At 47.8% G+C, this 23392-nt stretch carries 26 protein-coding genes; 14 read left to right on the forward strand and 12 right to left on the reverse strand.

Annotated elements, in window-relative coordinates:
• Positions 1-19: 19 nt before the first annotated feature.
• Positions 20-637, reverse strand: a complete 618-nt coding sequence (locus OCV37_RS12425; protein WP_038183028.1) for a DUF2589 domain-containing protein — start codon at positions 635-637, stop codon at positions 20-22.
• A gap of 261 nt (positions 638-898) precedes the next feature.
• Between OCV37_RS12425 and OCV37_RS12430 the strand changes: the two genes are divergently transcribed.
• The 8 genes from OCV37_RS12430 to OCV37_RS12465 all read left to right on the forward strand — a co-directional run bounded on the left by OCV37_RS12430 (position 899) and on the right by OCV37_RS12465 (position 13603).
• Entirely contained in the window at positions 899-2002 is a 1104-nt protein-coding gene (locus tag OCV37_RS12430; protein ID WP_038183025.1) for a hypothetical protein, read from the forward strand.
• Positions 2003-2108: 106 nt separating this feature from the next.
• Complete coding sequence (locus OCV37_RS12435) at positions 2109-2501, forward strand: hypothetical protein (RefSeq protein WP_038183022.1); 393 nt, start codon at positions 2109-2111, stop codon at positions 2499-2501.
• A gap of 174 nt (positions 2502-2675) precedes the next feature.
• The gene (locus tag OCV37_RS12440) at positions 2676-3566 is read left to right on the forward strand and encodes an N-acetylmuramidase family protein (protein WP_038183019.1); all 891 of its coding nucleotides are present in this window, start codon (positions 2676-2678) and stop codon (positions 3564-3566) included.
• Positions 3567-3654: 88 nt separating this feature from the next.
• The gene (locus tag OCV37_RS12445; RefSeq protein WP_051680679.1) at positions 3655-4419 is read left to right on the forward strand and encodes a lamin tail domain-containing protein; all 765 of its coding nucleotides are present in this window, start codon (positions 3655-3657) and stop codon (positions 4417-4419) included.
• Between the two features lie 58 nt (positions 4420-4477).
• Positions 4478-5524, forward strand: coding sequence for a hypothetical protein (locus OCV37_RS12450; RefSeq protein ID WP_051680678.1), 1047 nt, complete (start codon positions 4478-4480; stop codon positions 5522-5524).
• Positions 5525-6127: 603 nt separating this feature from the next.
• Entirely contained in the window at positions 6128-9355 is a 3228-nt protein-coding gene (locus OCV37_RS12455; RefSeq protein ID WP_038183016.1) for a non-ribosomal peptide synthetase, read from the forward strand.
• A 1-nt stretch (position 9356) separates the two neighbouring features.
• Positions 9357-12470: a beta-ketoacyl synthase N-terminal-like domain-containing protein gene (locus tag OCV37_RS12460; protein WP_051680676.1), complete on the forward strand. Its 3114-nt coding sequence runs from the start codon at positions 9357-9359 to the stop codon at positions 12468-12470.
• An 11-nt stretch (positions 12471-12481) separates the two neighbouring features.
• The gene (locus OCV37_RS12465; protein ID WP_038183013.1) at positions 12482-13603 is read left to right on the forward strand and encodes an alpha/beta hydrolase family protein; all 1122 of its coding nucleotides are present in this window, start codon (positions 12482-12484) and stop codon (positions 13601-13603) included.
• Between the two features lie 418 nt (positions 13604-14021).
• Here OCV37_RS12465 and OCV37_RS12470 read toward each other — a convergent pair whose 3' ends face one another.
• Positions 14022-14444, reverse strand: coding sequence for a hypothetical protein (locus OCV37_RS12470; protein ID WP_261888090.1), 423 nt, complete (start codon positions 14442-14444; stop codon positions 14022-14024).
• Positions 14445-14576: 132 nt separating this feature from the next.
• On the opposite strand from OCV37_RS12470, the gene OCV37_RS12475 reads away from it, so the two are divergent.
• From OCV37_RS12475 to OCV37_RS12495, 5 genes are all read left to right on the forward strand, one after another.
• Complete coding sequence (locus OCV37_RS12475) at positions 14577-15011, forward strand: hypothetical protein (protein WP_157635029.1); 435 nt, start codon at positions 14577-14579, stop codon at positions 15009-15011.
• Positions 15012-15176: 165 nt separating this feature from the next.
• Positions 15177-15476 carry a hypothetical protein gene (locus tag OCV37_RS12480; protein WP_038183007.1) on the forward strand — a complete coding sequence of 100 codons (300 nt, stop codon included), beginning with the start codon at positions 15177-15179 and terminating at the stop codon, positions 15474-15476.
• 51 nt (positions 15477-15527) lie between these two features.
• Positions 15528-17066, forward strand: coding sequence for a hypothetical protein (locus OCV37_RS12485; protein ID WP_245609137.1), 1539 nt, complete (start codon positions 15528-15530; stop codon positions 17064-17066).
• Between the two features lie 14 nt (positions 17067-17080).
• A complete protein-coding gene (locus OCV37_RS12490) occupies positions 17081-18082 on the forward strand; it encodes a hypothetical protein (protein ID WP_038183003.1) in 1002 nt (333 codons plus the stop codon).
• A 242-nt stretch (positions 18083-18324) separates the two neighbouring features.
• Entirely contained in the window at positions 18325-18666 is a 342-nt protein-coding gene (locus OCV37_RS12495) for a hypothetical protein (RefSeq protein ID WP_038182997.1), read from the forward strand.
• A gap of 146 nt (positions 18667-18812) precedes the next feature.
• On the opposite strand, the gene OCV37_RS12500 is transcribed toward OCV37_RS12495, so the two are convergent.
• Complete coding sequence (locus OCV37_RS12500; RefSeq protein WP_038183822.1) at positions 18813-19466, reverse strand: MarC family protein; 654 nt, start codon at positions 19464-19466, stop codon at positions 18813-18815.
• 220 nt (positions 19467-19686) lie between these two features.
• Here OCV37_RS12500 and OCV37_RS12505 point away from each other — a divergent pair, with 220 nt between their 5' ends.
• A complete protein-coding gene (locus OCV37_RS12505) occupies positions 19687-20292 on the forward strand; it encodes a hypothetical protein (RefSeq protein ID WP_038182994.1) in 606 nt (201 codons plus the stop codon).
• 73 nt (positions 20293-20365) lie between these two features.
• On the opposite strand, the gene OCV37_RS12510 is transcribed toward OCV37_RS12505, so the two are convergent.
• The 9 genes from OCV37_RS12510 to OCV37_RS12550 form a co-directional block, all read right to left on the reverse strand.
• Positions 20366-20632 (reverse strand): hypothetical protein, encoded by a 267-nt coding sequence (locus OCV37_RS12510; protein ID WP_038182991.1) that lies wholly within the window; start codon positions 20630-20632, stop codon positions 20366-20368.
• A 67-nt stretch (positions 20633-20699) separates the two neighbouring features.
• Positions 20700-20885: a RebB family R body protein gene (locus OCV37_RS12515; RefSeq protein WP_038182988.1), complete on the reverse strand. Its 186-nt coding sequence runs from the start codon at positions 20883-20885 to the stop codon at positions 20700-20702.
• A gap of 129 nt (positions 20886-21014) precedes the next feature.
• On the reverse strand, positions 21015-21281 hold the full coding sequence (locus OCV37_RS12520; protein WP_038182985.1) for a RebB family R body protein: 267 nt from the start codon (positions 21279-21281) through the stop codon (positions 21015-21017).
• Between the two features lie 11 nt (positions 21282-21292).
• Complete coding sequence (locus OCV37_RS12525; RefSeq protein WP_038182984.1) at positions 21293-21553, reverse strand: hypothetical protein; 261 nt, start codon at positions 21551-21553, stop codon at positions 21293-21295.
• Positions 21550-21984 (reverse strand): RebB family R body protein, encoded by a 435-nt coding sequence (locus OCV37_RS12530; protein WP_261888091.1) that lies wholly within the window; start codon positions 21982-21984, stop codon positions 21550-21552. The genes OCV37_RS12525 and OCV37_RS12530 overlap by 4 nt, the downstream gene beginning before the upstream one ends.
• Positions 21985-22124: 140 nt before the next feature.
• Positions 22125-22418, reverse strand: coding sequence for a RebB family R body protein (locus tag OCV37_RS12535; protein WP_038182982.1), 294 nt, complete (start codon positions 22416-22418; stop codon positions 22125-22127).
• 59 nt (positions 22419-22477) lie between these two features.
• The gene (locus tag OCV37_RS12540) at positions 22478-22738 is read right to left on the reverse strand and encodes a RebB family R body protein (protein ID WP_021019359.1); all 261 of its coding nucleotides are present in this window, start codon (positions 22736-22738) and stop codon (positions 22478-22480) included.
• 90 nt (positions 22739-22828) lie between these two features.
• A complete protein-coding gene (locus OCV37_RS12545) occupies positions 22829-23089 on the reverse strand; it encodes a RebB family R body protein (protein WP_021019358.1) in 261 nt (86 codons plus the stop codon).
• Between the two features lie 22 nt (positions 23090-23111).
• Positions 23112-23387, reverse strand: a complete 276-nt coding sequence (locus OCV37_RS12550) for a RebB family R body protein (RefSeq protein ID WP_038182979.1) — start codon at positions 23385-23387, stop codon at positions 23112-23114.
• Between the last annotated feature and the right edge of the window lie 5 nt (positions 23388-23392).

The following is a 23392-nucleotide window of genomic DNA, read 5'->3' on the forward strand; positions in this document are numbered from 1 at the left end:
CAGACATGGTTGTCGCAGATTAACCCGGTACTTGCGCCCGCAGCGCCCTTTCATAACCATCAACGATATATTTCAGCCCGTCCGGGGTCTCCATCGCCGCGATTTTTACTTCCAGCTTCGCTTTACCGCCGTGACCCTGATTGGCGCCTTCTTCTGCCATCTCTTTGGCTTTGAGAGTCCGTTTAGGAAACGAAACCTGCAACGCATCGCCGTTGACACTGAGCTCCAATTCAGTGGAAAAACTCATTTCCTGCAGTTCAACCTGAGATAACGGGATCAGCGTAATCAACGGAACGTTCACCGTCTGTACCGCCGGCCCGTTGCGAGTCACGGTCGGATACTGCATCGCCACCATTTTCGGTTTAAGAATCGGAATGTCGCTCCCATACTCACCATGCATAAACCGTTTCGATATATCATCCGGCGGAGGTGGATTTTTCTCGGTACGCTTTGGTGTTTTACCCTCGACTTTGGCATCGGAACGGCCAATATCTGCCATATGTGTGATGTCTTCATCATCCTCATCTGCCGGTTCAAAGAACCGCTCCAGAAGATCGAGATTTTTCTGAATCAGCGCCTCTCCGGCTGAAGCTGTCGCCACATGAATCGAATGGACAAACTCTTCTAAGTTGATCATGCATCTCTGTTCCGTTAGTTCACATAGGCTCAGTATGGTGATCGCCACTGAAAAGTTATCGGTTGAATACAGGAACTTTCAGGTCAAATCGATGAAGGGTTGAACCGATAACGGGCTGAACCGATAACGGGCAGGATGCTCAAATTCAGCGCTCACATGTTCGCTCATCGTCAGTGGTTTCACCGTCAAAAAAGCGATTTTCTCCAAGCCCTGACATCGTGAATACGGTGTGATCACGGGGAAACTTGAGGGGAAACGTCAATGAAGCGATTGGTGGAAATATTAAAAACAAAGAGTCGGCCCATCCTGTTAGGGCTGGCAGGTATTGCATCCGCATCCGTCATTCCGGTCTGGCAAATCTATTTTGTCGAAACCTCGGATGTCACACTCGAAATCACCGGCATTCAACGGATCGAGTCGGATCATCTTAAAACCACACTGGATACGGATGAGCTCAAATTGCTCGAACCTTATATTCCCGAACGACTGCGCTATGAATATAACCCACAAGGCGAGAAAGGCGATAAAATCGACTACCCTGAATTCACCGTATCCACCTTAACCAATGCGTATGATGCTGCCCGTCAGGATCTGAAAAATATTGCAGAAACCCGCGCTAAGCTGGAGCAATACATTGCGACCATCAATGCTTATCTCGACCCGAAAGATCATGAACATCTGCTGAGCGAATTCCGGGTTGGCGAAATGAAACAGTGGACACTCAGCAATTATATGGACGACTCAGAAGCCCATTACTATGAACAACAAGTGCTCACTATCACCCGCAACTATGCCGAATTGAAGTTTACCGGCAAACAAACACCCCAGTTTAACCTCCCTGCGCTGAAGTTTCTGCTTTCAGATGTGAGAGATGATCTCAGTGATGTGATTGAACAAAACAATCAGCGGCTGGAACAGTTGCGGGATAATATTCGTGGTATCGAAGCTCAGCTCAACAAATTAAAAGCCGAAAAGTATCACCAATACAGCTATTTCACCCTCGACGTGGTCGCCGGTAATATTGGCCGGGTCAGCACTTCACTCCGTCCGGTGGCATTAATGCGGGTACAAATCAGTGGCAACAATTATGTCGATGTACGTTTACTGATGGAGGATTATCAGAATAACGCGGAGCTACCACCAGCCTCGACCAAAGTCCTCCATTATCGCTCCGCTGAATTAAATCATCTGCCCAATGACGATCGCACGCTGGTGAATACGTTTTGGGGAAGTACCGGTCTTGCCAGAATACTGACGCTCGATACCAGCGAGCATATTTATGCCTCAAACACTATCGCTTTTGCCGATAATCAGAACCAGAAAGTAATGGTTGATAAGCTGAAAAAAGCCGCTGGATATTTTTAATAAATAATATAATTATCACATTTTTTATTTATCATACAAAACAAACAGTTAAATATTTAAAGAGTTCCTATATCATCCTCCTACAATTAACAATGAGGTATAAAAAATGAAAAAGATGAGTGCCGTATTACTCGGACTAACGGTTGGATTTTCTGGCATGGTCAGTGCAGCCACGACTAATTTTTCCGGATCGTGGAAATTTAATGTCAATGGTTTTACCTACGATGTAGAAATCTCACAAGACAAATTACTGGTCGAAGGTACAATGGTAAGCACCAATGCCAACGAGCCCAACAGTAAAATTGTCGGCTCAGTTGCCGGTAATACAATTATGTTTTCCAGAGATGTGTCTCCGCTGTTAGAGACACCACAAAACTACGTTGGATATATGTTTAAAAAAAGCGGCAGTAACAATGTAATGGCAGGAGAACTGTATAATATGACAGTCCATAACACCTCATCAGATAAATATGGATGGTATGCCACTAAGGTTGAATAGTTGATTCTGTAAATACCTTTAATCATTGACTTAAGTAAGCCAAAAGTGGCTTACTTATTTTCCTCTAGCAACATCATCAATTCCCCTGATTCATTCCCAATTTCCCCCAATCATTTCCTGAACAATTTCATTACTGTGACCTTGTATTCACCCATATGAGACAAGGAGCGAACCATGCAAGAGCTGGAACTGACGGCATCAGTCGGCAACGGTGCGGACAATACCCCGGAAGATGTGTTGAATATCCAGAAAGCCCTGAACCGAATTGCCGACAAAATCGGCCTTTCAACACCGTTAACCGAAGACGGTAAAATCGTTGATCCCCATGATCAATCTCCGACCTGTCATGCCATCGGGCTGTTACAAACCTCCCTGTTAGGCTATCGGCACCCTGATTATCGGATCGACTGTGGCGGTAAAAGTGAACAGGCACTCAAACAGGCTCTCCTGCCGACACCGGCTTATATTCCTGATCTGGCGCTCCCGGAATCCGCCCCGCAAAGAGGACTCAGCGAACAGGATTATCAGGATGCCGGCGCAATCCTCTCGTGTGAGATTGCCGCGATCAAAGCCGTCTCAGATGTCGAATCCGCCGGCAGCGGGTTCTTTGCCTCCGGCGCACCTTGCCTATTGTTTGAAGCACATCAGTTCTCTAAATACAGCGGCCATCGCTTTGATGATTCCCATCCGAATATTTCTGCGCCGAAATGGGATCGCTCACTGTACGCCGGGGGAGAAAAAGAGTACGAGCGTTTACAGCAAGCGCTGACTCTGGATCGGGAAGCTGCATTGAAATCCGCCTCTTACGGACGCTATCAGATCATGGGGTTCAACCATCAAAGTGCCGGTTATAATGATGTCGAAAGTTTTGTCCGGGATATGTTTCTGGCAGAACGTCATCATCTGATGGCCTTCGTTCATTTTATTCAGTCTAATCCGAAATTGCTCAGTGCAATTCAGTCCCTTGACTGGGCAACCTTTGCCCGTTACTACAACGGTCCGGGGTATGCGGAAAACCACTACGATGAAAGGCTCCGACAAGCTTATGAACATCATCGGGAATAAATAAAACCATTGGTGATTGGTTCACCTTATCACGGCAAAAACGACCCGATCACCGCTACGGATGAAACCATATAAAAGGAGAACACCCGTGTCATCAGATATCATTTTGAAAACGCAGCAGCTCAGTCAAGAGATTGCGTCAACCTACCCTTTGGACGCCATGAAGATGGACGCCTACTGGGCAGCTCTGAACGATTTACAAGTGAAGTTTTATCTCCAGATCACCGGGCTGGATTTTCTCGGGGAGCCCGATGGAGATGAGTCCATCACGATCACTAACCGGGGCCATGCCATTTGCGATATCAGTCAGTGGCGGATCAATGCCGGAAACCCTCATCAAGACTATATTTTCCCCGAGGACACCCTGCTCCGGGGCGGTGAATCTGTCACGGTTTATACCCAGCCCGGTGCCCGACATAGTTTTAATTCAAACCGCTCGATCTGGAACAATCATGGAGATACAGCCACGCTGTTCAATCATAGCGGCGAAGTCATCTCAACCTGGCTTTACGGGAAAGCGGCTCATATGCATGTGATGATATCTAACGTGCACTATAAAGGCGATGAATTCAGAACTGAGGGTGACGAATATGTTGAATTACGTAACACCTCCGGAGATCGTGTTGATATCACCGGGTGGCAGCTCACCGCCATGAGTAATACACACAGCTTTACCTTCCCGTCGGGGGCGATTATTGAACCCTCGGGGACGGTCCGGGTTTATACCAATCGTCCCCCCAGTGCTGCGAATGAATATAGTGTGAATAGCCCGACAGCGATCTGGAACAATCGCGGCGGGATGTGCGCGCTGTCCGATTACCTTGGATGTGAGATTGCTCATTTTGCGTATTAATCATGCAATAACCACCATGCAGCCACATCGTTACAGACACAAATGAGTGCTCATCAATATGGTTATTCGCGCATTCAGCCGGCGCTCCTCCGGGGGCGTCACTTCAGACACGCTATCGAGTGCTGATAAAACAGCACCAACCGCGGCCCTGATCGAAACACAGACGCTGATCAACGATGGCATCCGTCTGTTGCATTATGTTGCCCGTTCGGGGGACTTGAATGTTGATCCGGAAATCGCCGCCGGAATTATTAACGCGCAAAACAACCTGCACAGCCGCAATTGGGGGGAAGAGGATGAAAACCGCCTGCTGCGTTGTTATGACAAACTCGCCAGTCAGGTCTGGCCGGTAACCGTCGAGAGTATCAAAGCCGTCGTCCCCAATGCCGTCAACGGGCAAATCGAATCCCCCCGGGCCAACCGCACTATTATCTGGTATCGCCGTTACACCGTGTTTACCCTGATCATTCTGCTCAGCGTGCAGATCTATTACCTGTTCGGTTACGGACTCACACAGACTCTGTTGCAATATACCCATTTATCCTTGTCATCAACGTCGGTAAAACAAGAGCAATCCCCCCCGGTGTCGCCACAAAACAACAAGCTCTACGAAAATCATCTCCGCGCCAGTTATCAGTTATTACAACACTGGAATCAGGTTTGGATGTTCGGCAACGATTTTCAACTGTCACCGACCGATCAGCAGATCCCGCCCGGTCAGGAAGAACAAACCATCCACTTTGCCACCCATTTGATTGCCGCCCAGTCCGTCCTGCAAATGTTACAAAACTATATCCTGCCGCTCATGTACGGCTTGTTGGGGGCTTTTATTTTTGTCCTGCGTAGCCTGCTGCAACAAATCAGAACCCTGACTTATACCGCCAGCCGCGAAATCGGCTACCGCCTGCGGCTGACACTCGGCTGTCTGGCCGGCATGATCACCGGTTGGCTGCTCAAACCCGAAGTCGGCACGATGACCCTTTCACCAATGGCACTGGCCTTTATCGCTGGCTACAGCATTGAAGTCCTGTTTAGCGCACTCGATATGATCATCGACAACATTCGCAAGAAAACCCCGGACACCAAAGATTCAACCCCGCCTTAGATTTTCTCATCGGTCAGTGTGTCTGTGGCGTTCGAGCAATCCTCCCACAAAAAAATAAAACACTATGAACCAACCATCGCCACCAGCACACAAATCAAAATATCAGCTTAATCAGGCAACAATACTTATTTATCTATAAATAATGACCAACTTAAAAATAATAATGGCCTCTTTAAATTTAAAACCAAACAAATGTAACAAAATATTTCTTGACATATAAACACAAAAGTATAATTTATAAAACCCATTGAAGTGAAATTAGATGCACTTCATATTGATTATTTAAACAATTAGATTCATTCTTATTTTTGGTATTTACCCGACAATGAAAGCATTCACATAAATTATAAATCGAACATAAAGGTTCGTATTATTCATAGTGTTAATATTTTTAATATGTGTATTTTTATGAATGCATATAGGCATCAATATATTTAAATAAATAAAAAAATAAATTAAATATAAAAAATTACAATATAAGATAGTTCTAATTTAAATAATTACTTTTATTACATTGATAAAAAAATTTGTATATAAAAGTATTATCAATAAGTCGTTACCATTGAATATATAAAATAATTAAACTTACAGGAATTCGTCAGTATGAATCGTACAGAAGGCTATGCTGTTTCGTGCGCCCAAGAAGCCATGTGGTTTGTCGATGGGTTTAATTCAACCAGCCGGGAGAATGAACTTAGGGTTGCATTTAAAATTGAAAAACAAACAAATATAGATTATTTGTGTCAAAAAATTATTGATATAATTAATCAAAATTCAGAATTAAGAAGTTACTTCCGAACCGATGATTCTGGATTATTAAAGTTCACTGCCCCACAACTTAATATTGATGATATTGTCAAATATCATCAAGAAACGGGAGAAGATGAATTCATTCATCATGTGTTATCAGAAAAATTCGACTTAAAGTCAGATCACTGCCTAATCAAGGTTCATTTGAACCAAAGTACAGAAAAACATCTCATGGTGATTAGAGTACATCATATTATTTCTGATTTTCATTTCATTGAAACTATCATTAACCAGTTATTTAAAAATAACCATCATTATTTATTTTCGCCAACAACACTAGCTGATTCACAATCAAAATATATTAATAGCAGTGAATACCATGATGATATTCATTTCTGGTCAAAACAATTAAAACAACAAAAAACTGTCCTTGAATTATTGCCGAACAGTCCCACCGACACTGCATTTAATGGTCGTATTTGTAAGACTCAAATCAAAGGCAAGCTATATTCAAAGATCAAACAATACGGCGAACATGCTCATCTCAGTCCTGCCCGGTTGCTCAGTCAGATGTTTGCCCTGACCTTATACCGGCTGAGCGGACAAAACGAGTTTTGTATGGGCTTATCCGTCAGTATGAGAAAAAACAATCCGGAAATCGGCTTGGGCTATGCAGTCAATGTTCTGCCTATCCCCTACCACTTCTCTCCGGATCAGAGCGTCAATGACACGCTCTCAAGCGGCAATACAACCATTCTGGATGCGCTGCACCATAGTCAGCTGCCGTTGAAACGGATCGTTGAAACCTGTGCACCGGAGCGATCGCTCAGTACCAATCCGCTGTTTAATGTATGCTTCAATTTCCAAAAGCTCTCACAAACATATCAGGGCAGTTTGTCCGCGTTGCTCTATGGCTCTCAGGGACAACCCGTCACCATCGATCAAACAACGCTGGAGCCTTTCGACATCGACCAAATCGATTGCCAGTTTGATTTATTGATGGTCGCGGAAGAAACCACGGACGGATTTGATATTTTTCTCCTCCATAAAGAGAACGTGATCAGTCAGAAGACGGCTGAAGGGATTTTAGCGAACTTCGTCCATTTCTCTGACGTCTGCTTGCAACAACCGGAACGTACACTCCGCGAATTTAGTTTCACCACCGGCAAAGCACAAAGCCCGTTTAACCCTCAACCCGGCAGTACCAGTCGCACACTGGTTGACTGGCTGAATGAAACCGCAGCCAAGTATCCAGAACATGTGGCGCTTCGCTACAACGATACCCAACTCACTTATCAGTCATTATTCCGTCTGGCCGACAACTTGGCGCATCAGTTGATTGAATATGGCGTGAAGCGTGGTGATAAAATCCCGCTGTGCTTCAATCCCGGCCCCGATATGATCGTCGCACTACTCGCCGTGCTGAAATGCGGTGCCTGTTATGTGCCGATTAACCCCGCGTATCCCGATAGCCGCGTGAGTGATATTTTATCCGATATTCAGGCGACCAATGGCTTGGTTGAAGAGAGTCTCACCGCAAGATTTGAGCCGTTGCTGGAACGAGTTATTGTACCCGAACTCGATGTTCTGGCACAGCAAACACCGACCGGCTCATTGACATCATTCTTACCGGACGGTGAAGATCTGGCCTATATCATTTATACCTCGGGGTCGACAGGTAAACCGAAAGGGGTCCAGATTTGCCATCGTAATGTCGTCCGCCTGTTTACCACCAGCGATGATCACTTCCGGTTTTGTGAAAACGATGTCTGGACCCTTTACCACTCATTTGCTTTTGACTTCTCGGTTTGGGAGATCTTTGGGGCGCTGCTCTACGGTGGCCGTCTGGTGATTGTGCCTTATCTGATCTCGCGCAGCCCTGAAGAGTTCTCACAACTGGTCGAGCAAGAGCAAGTCACCGTCCTCAATCAGACACCGACCGCCTTTTCCCGCTTCAGTGAAAGTTGTATCCGTAATCAGCTCTCACTCCGGCAGCTACGGGTCGTGGTATTCGGTGGTGAAGCCCTCAATCTGGTGAGCTTGTTACCGTGGTATAACACCTACGGAGAACGTGTCAGTCTGATCAATATGTATGGCATCACCGAAACAACGGTTCATGTCACCTACCGTCCATTAACACGGCAAGACTGTCTGGAAGACCGGGGCAGCCTGATCGGAATGCCTCTGAATGATCTGGGTGTCGTCGTGATGGATCCATTCGGTCATCCGTTACCGATTGGCTGGCCGGGAGAAATGTATGTCGCCGGTGAAGGTTTAGCCAAAGGATATTTCAATCGTCCCGAACTCACGGCAGAAAAATTCATCGAAAAAAATCTGGGCGGAGAAACACTGCGTCTGTATCGCTCCGGTGATCTGGCACGCTTCATCAGCGATCAAGAAATTGACTATCTGGGCCGCATTGACCATCAGGTCAAAATACGCGGATTCAGGATTGAACTGGGTGACATTCAGGCCAAGCTCTCGCGGATTGAGGCTGTCTCTCACGCATTTGTAACCACTCAAAAAGCTGATAATGACACGATTCTCATCGCTTACTTGCTGGTAAATGCTCCGATCAACTACGAACAAGTGATTCAGGGGATCGCCGCCGATCTACCGGAATATATGATTCCGCAGCAATTCTATCTCACGGATGAAATTCCGCTGACCGTCAATAACAAAGTCGATATGAAGCGGTTACATGACATAGCAACCCAACTCTTACCCACCGTCCGTAATCAAATTGCCGAGTCCGCAACAGAAGTCACTATTTTGTCGATTTGGCAGGCAATTCTCGGCTTCGATGAAATCGATCTGGAAAGTGACTTCTTCACGATGGGAGGAAACTCCAGCTCGATCTTAAAAGTTTACCAACAATTGAATCAGCACTATCCCAACCAGCTGTTAGTCACTGATTTATTTAAATACAGAAATATCCGCAGCTTATCGCGATTTTTAGCTGATAAAACCACTGCGGCGCCCGACAAAAAGACCAGTTCGCAAAAAACGGCAAGGGCACAAAAGAGAATCAATCAATTAAAAAACAGAAAACAACGTCAACCCCAATTAAATGGTGCATAAGATGGAAAAAAATGGCATAGAGGTAGCAATCATCGGGATTGCAGGCAAATACCCACAGGCTGATAATATTCAAGACTTTTTTGATAACCTCAAACACGGCAAAGAGTGTTTAACCACATTCACCGATGAGGAGCTACAAGAAAGTGATCCTTGGTACAGTCAAGACGCAAGCTACGTCAAACGGGCTGGTATTCTTAATCATGCAACCGAATTTGATAATAAATTTTTTAATATCTCGAACCGGGACGCACTATTAACCGATCCACAACAGCGGATCTTTTTACAAACCGCGTGGCACGCTCTGGAAGACGCCGGATGCGATCCATTCTCCTATCAGGGAGATATCGCACTGTATGGTGGCAGCAGTACCAATACATATCTGTCTCACCATATTTTTAATTCAGATTATCGCCATGAAATCAATCAGTACCCGGTCATTCTCGGCAATGAAAAAGATTTTCTCTGTACGCGAGTCTCTCATGCCCTGAACCTGCGTGGCCCGGCTATGACGGTTCAAACCGGATGTTCAACCTCACTGGTTGCCGTCCATATGGCCTGTCAGAGCTTGCTTAACGGTGAGTGTGATATCGCGATGGCGGGCGGTATTACCATTCGCTTCCCGGTCAAAGCCGGCTATAAATATCAGGATGGCGGCATCTTATCACCCGATGGTCACTGTCGGCCGTTTGATCAGGATGCCTGCGGTACTGTCGTCAGTGATGGCTGTGGCATTGTCGTCCTGAAATTACTCGAAGATGCACTCCGCGACCGCGATCAGATTTACTGCGTGATCAAAGGCTCAGCCGTCAATAACGATGGTCAGGATAAAATGGGCTTCACCTCGCCCAGCATTTCCGGGCAGTCACGAGTGATTGAAGACGCCCTGAGCCTGTCCGGTCTCGATGCCAGTCAGATCAGCTATGTCGAAACTCACGGCACCGGCACGAAACTGGGCGACCCGATTGAAATCAATGCACTCAGAGACATTTATACCGGCCATCAAGGCCAGAAAGTCAAACTGGGCTCCGTCAAAGCCAATATCGGTCATACCGATACCGCTTCAGGGATTACCGGCTTGATCAAAGTCGCGTTGATGATGAAACATCATACCTTGCTGCCTCAGATTCATTTTAATCAACCCAATCCACTGCTTGAACTCGACAACAGTCCGTTGGAAATCAACACACAACTGGCCGACTGGTATGATAACGACGCCGTTCGCTATGCAGCCGTCAGTTCTTTCGGGCTGGGTGGCACCAATGCACATATGATTGTCGAATCAAGTGATATCTATCAGCAACCTTCGCAACCTGCGTCAGCCAAACCACAACATATCTTACTGTCCGGCCGGACAGCACAAGATTTGATTCGTAACAGTCAGCAAGTCGCGGCGGCGGCTCAGCATTACGCCGATCAAGATCTGGCCAATATTGCCTACACGCTGGCTGCCGGAAGACACCATTTCTCTTACCGCTATTGGGTTGAAGCCGCAAATATTGCAGAAGTACGCCAAAACCTCGCCGCGCTGACCGAAAGTACCGTGCATCAACCGACCGGGATCTGTCGGATTAAAATGTATCAAAATCAGGAACTGAGCTTATCGGAAACCTTCATCAACAGTGCCGCTTATTTCAACTTCGCCGAACTGTCGGAAAAACACCGTTTTCTGGCGGAATTATGTGAGCAAATGGTTGTTGAGCCGTTAGACGTTGAGATGGTCTACACCAATGAATTGATCGATAAAGTGATGATTCATGCCTACAACGCAGACAGCAAAAAAGTGGCGGAGACCGACTGCGAAATTTTCGATTTAAGCAACAATGAAGTGTTCGGTATGCTCTGCTGGTTATGGCAACAAGGCCTGACTATCCGTTGGGAAAAGCTTTATGCGACCCAGTCACGCCAAAAAGTATCGCTACCGGGCTATGCCTTTGAGCAGACCGTGTTTGAAATTGAACCGACGTCTGGCCGCAATGTCCTCGCTCAACCGGATTCAGAGCAGCCGGCTTCAGACAACACCGCGATTACACTGGCAAGTATCCAAGATAAAATCCGGCAACTCTGGCTCGATGATCTGGGTGAAGCCATCCCTTGTGCGGCAACCACCGACATTTATGAGTTATGCGGAGACTCTTTCAGCGCACTCCAAATGAATGTTGAGCTGGAAGACTTCTATGAGATCTCGCTGTCGAACAAAACATTCATTGAAAACAATACCCTGAACAAGCTCTCTGAGGTGATTTATAACCTCAAACATACCGGTGAACATTCCACGCTGGATGAGCATATCGTCTGCTTTAACGACCAAGGCAATCTCGCGCCGATCTTCCTGATTCACCCGGCCGGCGGTACCGTGATGGGCTGTAAAGAATTGGCGCGTCGCCTGCCGGAAGGTCATCCCGTCTATGGGATTCAGTACCCCTTCCGCGATGAAGGCAATGACATCGTCTCTATGTGTGATTTAGCCCGCCACTATAACGAAAAAATCACGGCGCTTTATCCCACTGGCAATCTGATCCTTGCCGGTCACTCCTTCGGGGGAAATGCCGCGCTGGAAATGGCACTTCAGTTCGAACAAGCGGGCAGAACCATTGAGCAAGTGATCATGTTTGACAGCCATCCGCCACAAGCATACTTCTCCAATACGGTGTTCAGCGAACAGCAGTTTCTGGCGTCATTCCCCGTCATCTGCGGCATGTTCTTTAACACCCAGGAACCGCTCAATGATATGAAGAGTGACACGCTTGAAAATGTGGTCGATTACCTCAAACAGAAAGGCTGGGTGCCTTGGGGATTCAGCACCGAAGAATTCAAACTGTACTATGAATTATGGCGCAGTAATCACAATACCCTGAGAACGCATATGCCATCCGAAAAACTGAAAGCAGATTTAATCTTCTTCAAAGCAGAAGTGTTCCAACCTCAGGAAATATTGGATGTGCTGAACATCTCATTGGTTGAAGGCACCGAAATCGCCCAATGGCAATGCTTTGCTCAGTCACCAATTAAAGAGTTCGTCGTTCCCGGCACCCATTACACCATGCTGGACAAAGAAAACGTCGATGTCATTGCTGACATCCTGCATGAATTACTGACCTTTACTGTCGCAGCTTAGGAGAAATCATCATGACTCAACCACGTCCATTACCAAAAGGACAAACACCGGCCAGATTAAACGCTCGGGGTATCGATTTTTCTGACTATCAAAAAATCGACTACCGGGTCAATCGTAAAGGTGAAGACTGCGTCGAAGTCTGCCGCTCACTGGCACACCACCTCGATGAAGTCGCTTTAGAAAAACAGGCAGCAGGACATCAGCTCAGTGCCTGCCAGCTCTCGTATAAAGCGGCCGCGTTATATCGGATCTCCCATTACGGAATTCTCGAGTTTGACGACGAAAAATCAGCGTTATATCAGAAAGAGCTAGAGGTATTCAGCCGGGCACTATCCCTCGATACTCGCTTTAGCGCAGAACGAACCGAAATTCCCTACCGGGAAGGAAAACTGGTTGGCTGGCTGATGAAACCTTTCAATTGCAGCGATGACGTTCCGGTTGTGATCGCGACCGGTGGGATTACCGGCTTTAAAGAAGAAGTTCATTATGTGATTACCCACTTTCTCGAACGAGGAATCGCAGTCTTGAATATTGACGGCCCGGGGCAGGGAGAAACATTCTATCACTATGGTATCGGTGTTGAACCGGAATCAGAACTGGCACATAAGGCCATGATTGACTACCTGATTGACCGGACTGATGTCGGCAACAATATTGCTTTATACGGTTTATGTATGGGCGGATTGCTGGTGGCCAGAACCGCAGCAGCGCATCGGGATAAAATCAAAGCCATTGTCTGTATGGGCGGTGGCTACGAGCTGACGAGCAGTGTCAAAGAACACCCTGAGTTTGAAGCGGTGTTTGCCTATCGCGGTAACGTGGCAATTGATGAGATTTACCCATTTGTTGACCGTTTCGGGATGGATACGCTATCAGCCAAGATTGACCGCCCGCTCTTAATTATTCACAACCGTCCGGACTTTCTCATTCCGTCGTCGAACGTCAAACGCATCTATGAAGAAGCAACGACCAGCGATAAACAGCAAGTCTACTTTAAAGGGGCGGAACACAACGCGCATAATGCCAATGCCGAGGCTTGCGCTCTGGCGGCTGACTGGCTGGTCGAGCGATTACGTCCTCACCCAAAGGCTGCCGCGGCACAAACCAGACAGGCCGATTTGGTCACTGGATAACTGTCTGAAAACAACGTGAGCCTTGCATTTTTGCAGGGCTCAATTTCATCCATAGCAGTCATGTAATGAACGATGCCATATCGATAGATGAATCTTATCCTCGTCACTGATAAATCGTGCTATATTTAAGCATCTGATTTCATATTTCATCAAAATCCTGAGTCCGACTCATCAATTTTCCTTTAGGGCGTTAATCATGATATGGGTATTCTTGCCACTGATGATTGTACTTTTCCGCTGGAAGTCATTTGATCTCTCACAATGGCGCTTTACAGCTTACTACCTGTTATATGCCATCATCCTTACATCCTTTTATCATCCACCGCTCTCACCAGATCTCGGCAGTTTCTATCTGGGCATTCCGGCGATTTGTTATGTCTCTTTTCTGTTTCCCAATCTGCAAAACTATTATCCGGAGTCAGCCGTCAGAACGCTCAGTATCATGGGGCTCTCGATCACGTTTATGACGTTGATCTACAGCCTGTTCACCGCTGGGAACTGGCGATAAATCGGGTGGCATTGCCTCATGTGTTGAATCATCAGTATCCACGGGCTGTGCGAGCCCGGATGTTGCCTGTTCAATTTGTTTCGGGATCTGTTGAATAAAGGTTTTGATCAACTCCTGAATCAACTTATCCGATTCGTCTTTGACCCGATCAAGGGTTGCCAGTTTGAGCCGAAACAGATGAATCGACGTCTTAACCTTCGCCATCTGCGCCAACTGCTTCGGATTCAATTTCTGCTGCTGTTGCGCTGGCTTCGGTTTGAACGCTTTTTCTATTTTTTTCAATATTTTGCTGGTATCAGACATGGGAATACTCTCACGTAATCTACCATTCATTTTAGCTGCCCCATCCCCGTAAATATCGGTGAAACAACGGATATATTCCCCCATTCCACCGGGTATTTTGGCCCAGAAATAACATAATCAAATCACGTTGATGAAACCCAATTGTTTATCAGGAAAGATCCTATGTTCAAAATACCTTCACGTTGGCTTTTCCCTCTCCTGTTGTTGCTTTCGGGATGCGCCGTCCAGCTCGTCGCTGAATTTGATCCACAAACCCTGCATCAACTTCAGCAAATCAATAACCAAATCGACCGACTGTATCTACAAATGGCGGCTTTGCCGGCAACACAACGTCGGTATCCGCGATTTCAACCTCAATACTTAGAGATTGAAGTGATGATTCGGGGATTCGTCCGGCTTCAGGAGTGGCGGCAAATGAATGAAGAAACCAACAAACAAGCGCAGATTCTGGCAAAACTCTGGCAACAGGACATGCAGCAACACCAAAAAAACGGCCACCTGTCCGATTTTCTGCTCAAGCGTCACCGGGCGCAGTATCAGCGGCTGATCGACACCATTGCACAGGGTGAATTAGCGAAAAAAACCACCCAGCCCTGAGACGCAGGACGTTGATTCAATCACTTGCCTTGCTTACGAACGATCGTGCCGGGGCAAAGCATCGTTGACAACGCACGCCGGTTTAAAACCAGCATCATTGTCACCCAAAATGATTATCACCCAACATGATTGTCACCAATAAGAAGCCACGCATAAGGAGTCACTATGCCCTTTTCTATGGATACCATCGCCGAGCAGATCGCCGCACAATTCGGACAATCCCCTTTAAAGTCGGGCATTGAAAACGCACTCAAAACAAGTCTCGGTCAAAAACAGGGAGAATTTGAAGCGCTAGAGACCGCCCTGCAAAACGGAGACCTGACTCAAGAAGAGTTTCAAATCGAAATCGAACGGGAAAAAGCGCTCCTGAGCGCAGAAATGGAAACCCTGCAAATTATGGCCAAGGCAGAGGTCCAGAAAGTGGTCAATCAGGTATTTCAGGCCATTACCAGCCAGTTGAAATAACTCCGAAACCATAAGCGACGGGGGACAGGCAGCGCCAGTACAGGAGGAAAAATGATGAGACGCGTTCGGATCACACGCATTATTTGGGTGCCATCGGGTTATCATATTGTCCGCCGCCCCGCGAGCCGTTCATCGCAGCAACACTCACCCCCCAAAACTCCGGCCTCGGCCCATGTCGCATCGAAACCGCCACAATTGACCGAATCAATGGCTCAATCACCCCGGCAAGAGATAGCGTCGCAGGAGACGCCGTCCTTGGTCAATCCGCCTGAAGCGCTAGACGTACTTGCTGGAGTGCCAGAAACAGAGGCACCAGAAACAGAGGATCGGACGACACCATCCGATCCGGAGCCGGGCGAGATTGCTTCATTTCCCGACCAATGTAATCCCTATCAGGATTTTTTACAGAGCTTACCCCACTATTTGCACTCGATGCCGGCTGAAACTTTTGTCACCAATGCCCCCGTGGAGCCGCCCCCCTCATCACCGCAAACATCGTGTTTACCCGGGCAGCGCGTCCCTGTCGCGCCGCCGCTCGTTCCTCACTTAATCGATCGCCCGAGAGCCCCTCATATCTCTCCGCCACCCGAGGCAGAGCATAATTCAAACGATAATCATGAGGATGACGATGAAGCACATCATCCTTTGACCGAACATGCGTGGCTCATCCCGCATCTACGCCAGCTGACTGGTATCCGTCATATGCTGCGGGCATCCGCGGCTCTCAACCCGGCACCATTACCACCAACGACCCGGATTTCACCGACACTGACCCATACAACTTCATCAGAAAACAGTCATACCCCATTCATTCAGCCAAGTTCTTCACCAACTGAACCTTTAGAATCACCTTGTCATGACTCAACTTGGAGAAAGAGAATGAGACAATTGCTATTTCGCTTATGTCAAGCCGCTGATGGCCGCCACTTTGCTTTCCTCACTGATCAGCCGGACGTAGAGGACCTCTTCGACAACGGCTACAAAGTTGCTTATAAAAACCGCGACCGGTCAACCGGTGACGGGATGCTGGCGCGCTGGAGAAAAGCCTACTCGGTCAAATCAGCCACTTACCAGCAGTTACCAGAGCAAGACGGTTTGCCGGACGGGGTGCAAAATGCCTTCGATACCATGATCCGCAACTTAATTCCCGGGGTTGATGTATTCTTCTGTGACTATAACTTAGCCATTGAAGCGGATTTGCCCATCTGTAATCACATGATGGAACAATACCGTTCGACCGACTTTGTACTGTTTTCCTGCGAAGAATTGATCGGCAACGATCCCACCACACAACCTTACATGGTTTCTTATGCTGCCCCGCGTTATCAGGATGGCGGAAACACCAGCAGCCAGCATCGAATTTACTGCAAAACCGACGCCTTTGCTTTTTGTCAGTCGATCCATGCCATTGTGGTTCAACAAGAAAAAGATGCCCTGAGCGGCGGACATATTCGCACCGAAGTGGATACCTATATCGGTGAGCCGCCGGTGGAAGCTGCGGTAGCCGAGCAGGTGATCAATCGGTTTGTCGAGGCTTTGCCACAATACAATAGCTCAGTCAAAGCGCTGAAGGCGCCGCAGACAGAATAAGTTCTGGAGGTGGTATGAAAACAGAACGATTATATTCAGGACAATTGCATTCGAAACAACAGCATCCGAAACAATTGCATGCCAAACAACTGTATTATGCGGCCTTAAGTGCCGCATTAATGGCAAAGGCTGAACCTGCACTCGCCCAACAACTGGGCTATCAACTTGCCTACCTCACCGCCGACGCGGAGCGGTTTGGCTACCCGGCAATCTCCCCGTCCGGTGCTCCGGTGGCGGAGAAACACCCCGTCAACGAGCCCCCCCGGACACCGCAAGCACATGATTCACGTCTGTCTTCGTTACAGGCTCATCAAGTATTTGCTCCGCAGGATCCCCCCCGCCAGCACCCGGCGCAACGCTGGCCGATTAATCCGCTCAACCACGTCGACTGGCTCGCTGGTGGTCGCCTGAATGAACGTTGGCTCAAACAACAAAAATTTTCCACAGGCGGACAACCGGGCACGACCACACACAAATCTGCCCGGGTACCTCATCCCGTCCCACCATCGGCTTCTCCCGCAGACGAAGCACGAATTTTCAATCGCATCAATGATGCCATCATGCGGGCACTGGTTCAGTCGGATCCCGATGCGCAGCGTAAATTTGCCGTGGCGCTGTTTGCGTGCATCTGTCATCACCGCTGGCCTGCGCCTGACGCTGAACGAGAAATCTACTGGCTGATCATGCATTCGGTTCGCTGCTATCTGTACGGTACCCGACTTCAATGGGGCAAGACGTTTGCCGCCAGTACCGAGGCCAGACAACAGCGCAACCCCATGTATCGGATCGTGTCAGAGTTCCTCAATCATCCTCAGCCAGAACGCGTACAAATCGCACTCAAACAAGTGATGATGCAACTGGGTCAACTGCCGCCGATTCTTCAGGCCCAATGTTTAGCGCTCGGGATTGTTTACCGGGATCCTCACGCTCCGGCAACCGACCAGTGTTCTGCTTTGTATGATGCCCTCAATCCACCGGCATTGGATCACGCGGTGACATGGTTTTGGAATGAATGAGTCATGGGTGGGGTTATATTTCACGTCATCTTTGGGAGCCGGTGGCTGGCAAGGATAAAACTTGTGATGCCGGTGTTTGGGACGCTATCACTTACCTCGATTTCATCAACATCTCCGAAAGCGCCCCAGATACTTTTTTATGGCCAAAAAAGTATCCAAAAATGCCCAGAGTTTGGGTTCAGCGCACCGAATCTGGGGCGGATTGATTCGCATCCTGCTCAGGCAATCCTGAAAATTCATCCTTGAATTTTCCCCCTGAGCGCATCGATCAATTTGGCTTCGCTTTAAAAATGTTTCACTGCTCGCAAATCCACGACTCAACCAAGAAAACCATTTCGGGCGAAGGGTTAGGCTTTTCCGGGCAGGACGTCCGTAAAAGCCGGTTCTGGACAACGTGCGACGCCGTCAAACTTGGGAGCCGATGGCTGGAAAGTAAAACTTGTGATGCCGGTGTTTGGGACGCTATCACTTACCTCGATTTCATCAACATCTCCGAAAGCGCCCCAGATACTTTTTTATGGCCAAAAAAGTATCCAAAAATGCCCAGAGTTTGGGTTCAGCGCACCGAATCAGGGGCGGATTGATTCGCATCCTGCTCAGGCAATCCTGAAAATTCATCCTTGAATTTTCCCCCTGAGCGCATCGATCAGTTTGGCTTCGCTTTAAAAATGTTTCACGACACGCCAATCAACCACCCAACCAAGAAAACCATTTCGGGAGAATGAATACATTAACTACCTATATTCGAGCTCTGGAACAGAATATACGCATCGTGGACACCTTGTATGAACATTTGGGCAGCAATGATGGTGAGAATCAGGCCCATTAATCGGGTGGTAATACTGATGCCCGATTCGCCAATTTTTTCAACTAATTTGGCACCATACAAAAAGCACACGAAAGTAATCAGACACAGTAAAGCAAATGAAATAATCGTGATAATGATATGCAGCATTTGTCCGGATGCGGAGTAGTTCATCGCGGTAGCAATCGTACCGGGCCCGGCCAGAATCGGCAAAGCCAAAGGCGAAATTGCAATATCTCTGTCGTCATCATCGGCAGTCGTTTCTGTATCTGAGTGCGAGTGAAGCTTGGAAGCACTCCCATGTAGCATATTATAACCGACGATAAAGACTAAAATACCGCCAGAAAGTCTTAAGGCAGGTAAGGTAATCCCAAACACTTCAAAGATACCTTTTCCCAGCAGACAGAATGCGGTAATGATGATAAAAGCAGTCAGTAGCGCTTTAATGGTCGTGTTTTTTCGCTGTTGCTGATTTTGGTTCGCGGTCATGCCGATGAATACTGCGGTATTGGCAATAGGATTCATCATGGCAAAAAATCCCATAAAAACAGTAATCGCCATGGTCGTGATATCGTGCATCATAAGAAAGGCCTGTTATCTGATTGAGTCAGAATTAGTTACCATGTTTTATAGCGATGTGTCTATCCATACATCAACTTTGTCGCAAGATATATTACTGACACATCATTATATTTGGGGCCGAGAAAATGAAAAACACCGAGATCTGCCCACCCCAATCACTTACAGTCCCCATGTACACCATAACATCACTGATGAATCCATCCTGTAAGGAGCACCGATGAATGCCCAACAACTGCTCGGATTCTTTGCCGAACACTATGATTTTCAGCGTGCCAATCAGTATCTTGCCGATCCCGAAATCCGCGCCTTCGCCAAATCCTGGCTGACGGTCGAACTGGGGCAAACGCTGATACAACACGCGCCGGATGCCCGGCTTGCCTATACACCACGCTATGCTGACCATGAGAATTACCTCCATTACCGGGAAAAGAACGATCAGATTGACGAGTGCAGTAAACGGCAGGCCTCTTACGCTGATTTCAGTATCGAGCAAGCACAAAAATCAGTCTGGTATGAAGTTTTTTTCATCCACGAGCAGCAGTTTCGCCTTGCCCGGGAACGGCAGAAAATGCACATGAACATGGCACGGGTCGCCGCTTTTCAGCGCTGTCTGCAAGGGGATCAGGTCTGTTTACTCAGTGTGTTATGGGGTGCGTTTGATACCCGGGATGCCGCTTTGCTGGCTGAGTTTGATCATCCGTCACGCTGTAGCTATGCTCTGGATTCGCTGCGTCAGGGAAGCGGCCGGATTTCCCGGCTCTGTCAGATTGATAAAAAAGCCAAACCGAGGTTGATTCTGGCAGCTTATCTGCCAACGGCATAACATGCCAAAGCCAGGACCGATGCGCGCCAACGCTCGATATCCATCCATATCGCCGAAAAGAATCGACGCGGCTTTAATCAAATTTCTTCGCCACTTCTGCCGCCTTACTCCCCAGCTCAGAAAAATTGGCCGTCCCCTTTTCCATAATTTGCTGGGCTTGTTCAATCACCTTGATATATTTTTCATCCCCCGTCGCTAACAGCTGTGACAAGGCGACCCCAATGGCTGTGGTACTGATGGTATTCAGGTTACGGAGATTATCGACAGCATCCTGAACGGCAATCGCCGTTGACTGTGCAACGGACTGTTGGGCCTTTTCAGTGGTTGATCCTTTCGACATGGTTCCTCATCAAAGCATCGCGCTGAATTCAGATGGCGTGTCAAACGGCGACGTGATTCGTCATCACTTAGCCTTGCTGTAAAATCAGGGCACAAGCGGTGGATGTGGCAGCATTACTGACAGCCTGCATCCCCTGTTGAATCGTGACAGCATTTTGCATATGCAGCCCCATCGTATCGGACATGGCTGATTCAGTCAGTTGATTGATCATCTCATCGACCTGCTCCAGATCGGTATTTTCCTGCTTTGCCATGATCGTGTTCTCCGTGAATGAAAGGGAAGCTGAGGATTAAAAGCGGGGACTATGGTTTAAGGGGGATCGCCATTCACAGCGCTTGATTTGAATGGCTTTGCCCCTTGCCAGATGACCAATCCCGAGCTATTAATCTTTTTCGACAATATCTTCGGCCGCCCGGCCTAAGACCGCCGTGCCGATAGCCGTCAGTGAGTTAATCCCCTGCACCGTCGCTGACTGCATGGTAATCCCCGCCTGTTGCTGGGCCGATGTGGCATTATGGTTGAGATTCGACATCGCCAGACTCATTGCAGTATAGAGATTGCCCATCGCATTGGCTGGGGAACTCGCCAGTACCTGCGTATTGGTCTGAGTGACTGCGTCGGTAATTTGTTCATTCACTTTTTTAGACATAATTTCCTCGTTTATGCGTGTTGTTCAGGCAATACCTGTTGAAGCTGTTGATTGATTTTTTGCATTTCCTGCTCGATCTGGGTGTGAACATCCTCAAACATCTGGTTCACTTCCTGATGAACCTTTTGAATATTTTCGTCCATCTCTAATGACTGAAACTGCTCCTGATTCTGACGGACCATATGCTGAATGGCTTGCATCTGGTTTTCCGTGGTTTGCTGAATCTGGTTCAGGCGCTGCTCGATATTGGTCGACGATGCTTGCTCACTCATTCTGCTGTTTCCTCCGGCTGTTGTTTATTCCGTTTTAAAAACTTGAATAAGTTAAATCGTTTGGGTTGTTTGATATCCACGGTCGCCGAGTCTGAGTCATTCGCATCCGGGGATAAACGATCCGAACCATCCACAAAAATGGCAGGCTCTACATCCGACTCTTTTCGGGATGACGCAGGCGTAAGCGGGGTCTGCGTTTGTAATAGCCGGGCACAAGCATTGGTCACTGACGCTGCGGTTGTCATTTGCGACTGTTGCTGGCTGGTGATTGCGTTATACATCGACAGCCCTAACGTATCTGCCAATGTGGTTTCTAACAGGCTGGTCGGCTGGGCCGTATAAGCCTGCAAGGTATTAAAATGTTCAATCGTCTGCTGTGGCAACTCTTGCCGTGATTCATTTTCATAGCGGGGATTCTGCTCTTGCATCATCGTCACTCCTTGATTATTGCTGATGATCCTGATATCCGCCGCTGCAGATCAAAGATCATGGTTGGATTCGATCAGGATCGATCATTCATCTCTCTTGCTTCACAACGCTTTCATCCGGGCTCGTCATCTCGGCACAGCGATTATTTGGAAGCGTCGTACAGCACAGTGGCAATTTTTTCCCCGACGACACCAAAGTTATCCGCACCATTGGTCACGACTTTTTGGGCCTGTTCAATGATATGGGCATACTTTAAATCACCGGTTTCTAACATCTGGCTCAATGCCGTGCCAATGGCTGTGGTACTGAGCGTATTGAGATTACGCAAGTTGTCTGTCGCATCCGATAATGCCAGCGCAGTCGATTGAGCAACCGACTGAAATGCCGAGTTAAATGCACTTTGATCCGGCTCAGGAGGACGTAAGGTATCTTTCATCTGATGCTCCTTTTAAGACCCTTTGCCGGACCAGCCGACAAAGGGAATGAAAGCACTGATTAATCTTTCTCAATAATGCCTTCAGCACTACGGCCAACGACCGAGCCACCGATAGACATCAAGGAGTTAACCCCCTGCACGGTAGCGGCCTGCATCGTAATTTGCGCTTGCTGCTGGGCAGCCGTTGCATTATGAGCAGCCGTACCAAGGGCTTGACCGGTGGACATCAGTAAGTTGCCCATTGCCATAGCTGGCGTTTCACCGACGACTTTTGTATTGACTTGTGTGACGGAGTCTGTCACCTGTTCATTCACTGGCATTGTGATTTCCTTTTACGAGTTAATTAATGAAATGGTGTCCTGCTCACGTCACTTCGGATGTCAGACAGGACGCATTAATACCGACTGGCATTAACCTTTTTCAATGATGCCTTCAGCACCCCGTCCAATGACGGAAGAACCGATTGCCATCAAAGAGTTGACACCCTGCACTGTTGCAGCTTGCATGGTAATTTGTGCCTGTTGCTGTGCTGCTGTCGCATTATGGGCGGCATTGCTCAAGGCATGGCTGGTTGACATCAGCAAGTTGCCCATCGCCATTGCGGGAGTTTCCCCGACAACTTTTGTATTCACCTGCGTGACTGAATCGGTGATTTGTTCATTTACTGGCATAATATTCTCCTACGTTCACGTATTAGCTTTTACTGCTCTTACTCGGTTCTAGAATCAGCTCAACACTCCGGCCAACGATCGCACTGCCGGTACTGAGCAGTGAATTGACCCCTTGAACTGTTGCGGTCTGGTGGACCAGCGTTGCCTGCTGGTTTGCACTCACACTGCTGTGCGCGGTAAGCCCCATCGCGTGGCTGGTGGAAATCAACAGATTCCCGGTCGCCGCTGCCGGTGTACTACCAACGGCTTCCGTGTTGACTTGGGTTACAGAATCGGTAACCGCATCATTTACTGGCATAGATA

This window comes from Vibrio rhizosphaerae, assembly GCF_024347095.1.
Classification (GTDB): domain Bacteria; phylum Pseudomonadota; class Gammaproteobacteria; order Enterobacterales; family Vibrionaceae; genus Vibrio; species Vibrio rhizosphaerae.

Bases quoted from the DNA above. Each gene is read 5' to 3' on its own strand.
- OCV37_RS12425 (WP_038183028.1), bottom strand. From the start codon at position 637: ATGATCAACTTAGAAGAGTTTGTCCATTCGATTCATGTGGCGACAGCT.
- OCV37_RS12430 (WP_038183025.1), top strand. From the start codon at position 899: ATGAAGCGATTGGTGGAAATATTAAAAACAAAGAGTCGGCCCATCCTG.
- OCV37_RS12435 (WP_038183022.1), top strand. From the start codon at position 2,109: ATGAAAAAGATGAGTGCCGTATTACTCGGACTAACGGTTGGATTTTCT.
- OCV37_RS12440 (WP_038183019.1), top strand. From the start codon at position 2,676: ATGCAAGAGCTGGAACTGACGGCATCAGTCGGCAACGGTGCGGACAAT.
- OCV37_RS12450 (WP_051680678.1), top strand. From the start codon at position 4,478: ATGGTTATTCGCGCATTCAGCCGGCGCTCCTCCGGGGGCGTCACTTCA.
- OCV37_RS12455 (WP_038183016.1), top strand. From the start codon at position 6,128: ATGAATCGTACAGAAGGCTATGCTGTTTCGTGCGCCCAAGAAGCCATG.
- OCV37_RS12460 (WP_051680676.1), top strand. From the start codon at position 9,357: ATGGAAAAAAATGGCATAGAGGTAGCAATCATCGGGATTGCAGGCAAA.
- OCV37_RS12465 (WP_038183013.1), top strand. From the start codon at position 12,482: ATGACTCAACCACGTCCATTACCAAAAGGACAAACACCGGCCAGATTA.
- OCV37_RS12470 (WP_261888090.1), bottom strand. From the start codon at position 14,444: ATGAATGGTAGATTACGTGAGAGTATTCCCATGTCTGATACCAGCAAA.
- OCV37_RS12475 (WP_157635029.1), top strand. From the start codon at position 14,577: ATGTTCAAAATACCTTCACGTTGGCTTTTCCCTCTCCTGTTGTTGCTT.
- OCV37_RS12480 (WP_038183007.1), top strand. From the start codon at position 15,177: ATGCCCTTTTCTATGGATACCATCGCCGAGCAGATCGCCGCACAATTC.
- OCV37_RS12485 (WP_245609137.1), top strand. From the start codon at position 15,528: ATGATGAGACGCGTTCGGATCACACGCATTATTTGGGTGCCATCGGGT.
- OCV37_RS12490 (WP_038183003.1), top strand. From the start codon at position 17,081: ATGAAAACAGAACGATTATATTCAGGACAATTGCATTCGAAACAACAG.
- OCV37_RS12500 (WP_038183822.1), bottom strand. From the start codon at position 19,466: ATGCACGATATCACGACCATGGCGATTACTGTTTTTATGGGATTTTTT.
- OCV37_RS12505 (WP_038182994.1), top strand. From the start codon at position 19,687: ATGAATGCCCAACAACTGCTCGGATTCTTTGCCGAACACTATGATTTT.
- OCV37_RS12510 (WP_038182991.1), bottom strand. From the start codon at position 20,632: ATGTCGAAAGGATCAACCACTGAAAAGGCCCAACAGTCCGTTGCACAG.
- OCV37_RS12515 (WP_038182988.1), bottom strand. From the start codon at position 20,885: ATGGCAAAGCAGGAAAATACCGATCTGGAGCAGGTCGATGAGATGATC.
- OCV37_RS12520 (WP_038182985.1), bottom strand. From the start codon at position 21,281: ATGTCTAAAAAAGTGAATGAACAAATTACCGACGCAGTCACTCAGACC.
- OCV37_RS12525 (WP_038182984.1), bottom strand. From the start codon at position 21,553: ATGAGTGAGCAAGCATCGTCGACCAATATCGAGCAGCGCCTGAACCAG.
- OCV37_RS12530 (WP_261888091.1), bottom strand. From the start codon at position 21,984: ATGATGCAAGAGCAGAATCCCCGCTATGAAAATGAATCACGGCAAGAG.
- OCV37_RS12535 (WP_038182982.1), bottom strand. From the start codon at position 22,418: ATGAAAGATACCTTACGTCCTCCTGAGCCGGATCAAAGTGCATTTAAC.
- OCV37_RS12540 (WP_021019359.1), bottom strand. From the start codon at position 22,738: ATGCCAGTGAATGAACAGGTGACAGACTCCGTCACACAAGTCAATACA.
- OCV37_RS12545 (WP_021019358.1), bottom strand. From the start codon at position 23,089: ATGCCAGTAAATGAACAAATCACCGATTCAGTCACGCAGGTGAATACA.
- OCV37_RS12550 (WP_038182979.1), bottom strand. From the start codon at position 23,387: ATGCCAGTAAATGATGCGGTTACCGATTCTGTAACCCAAGTCAACACG.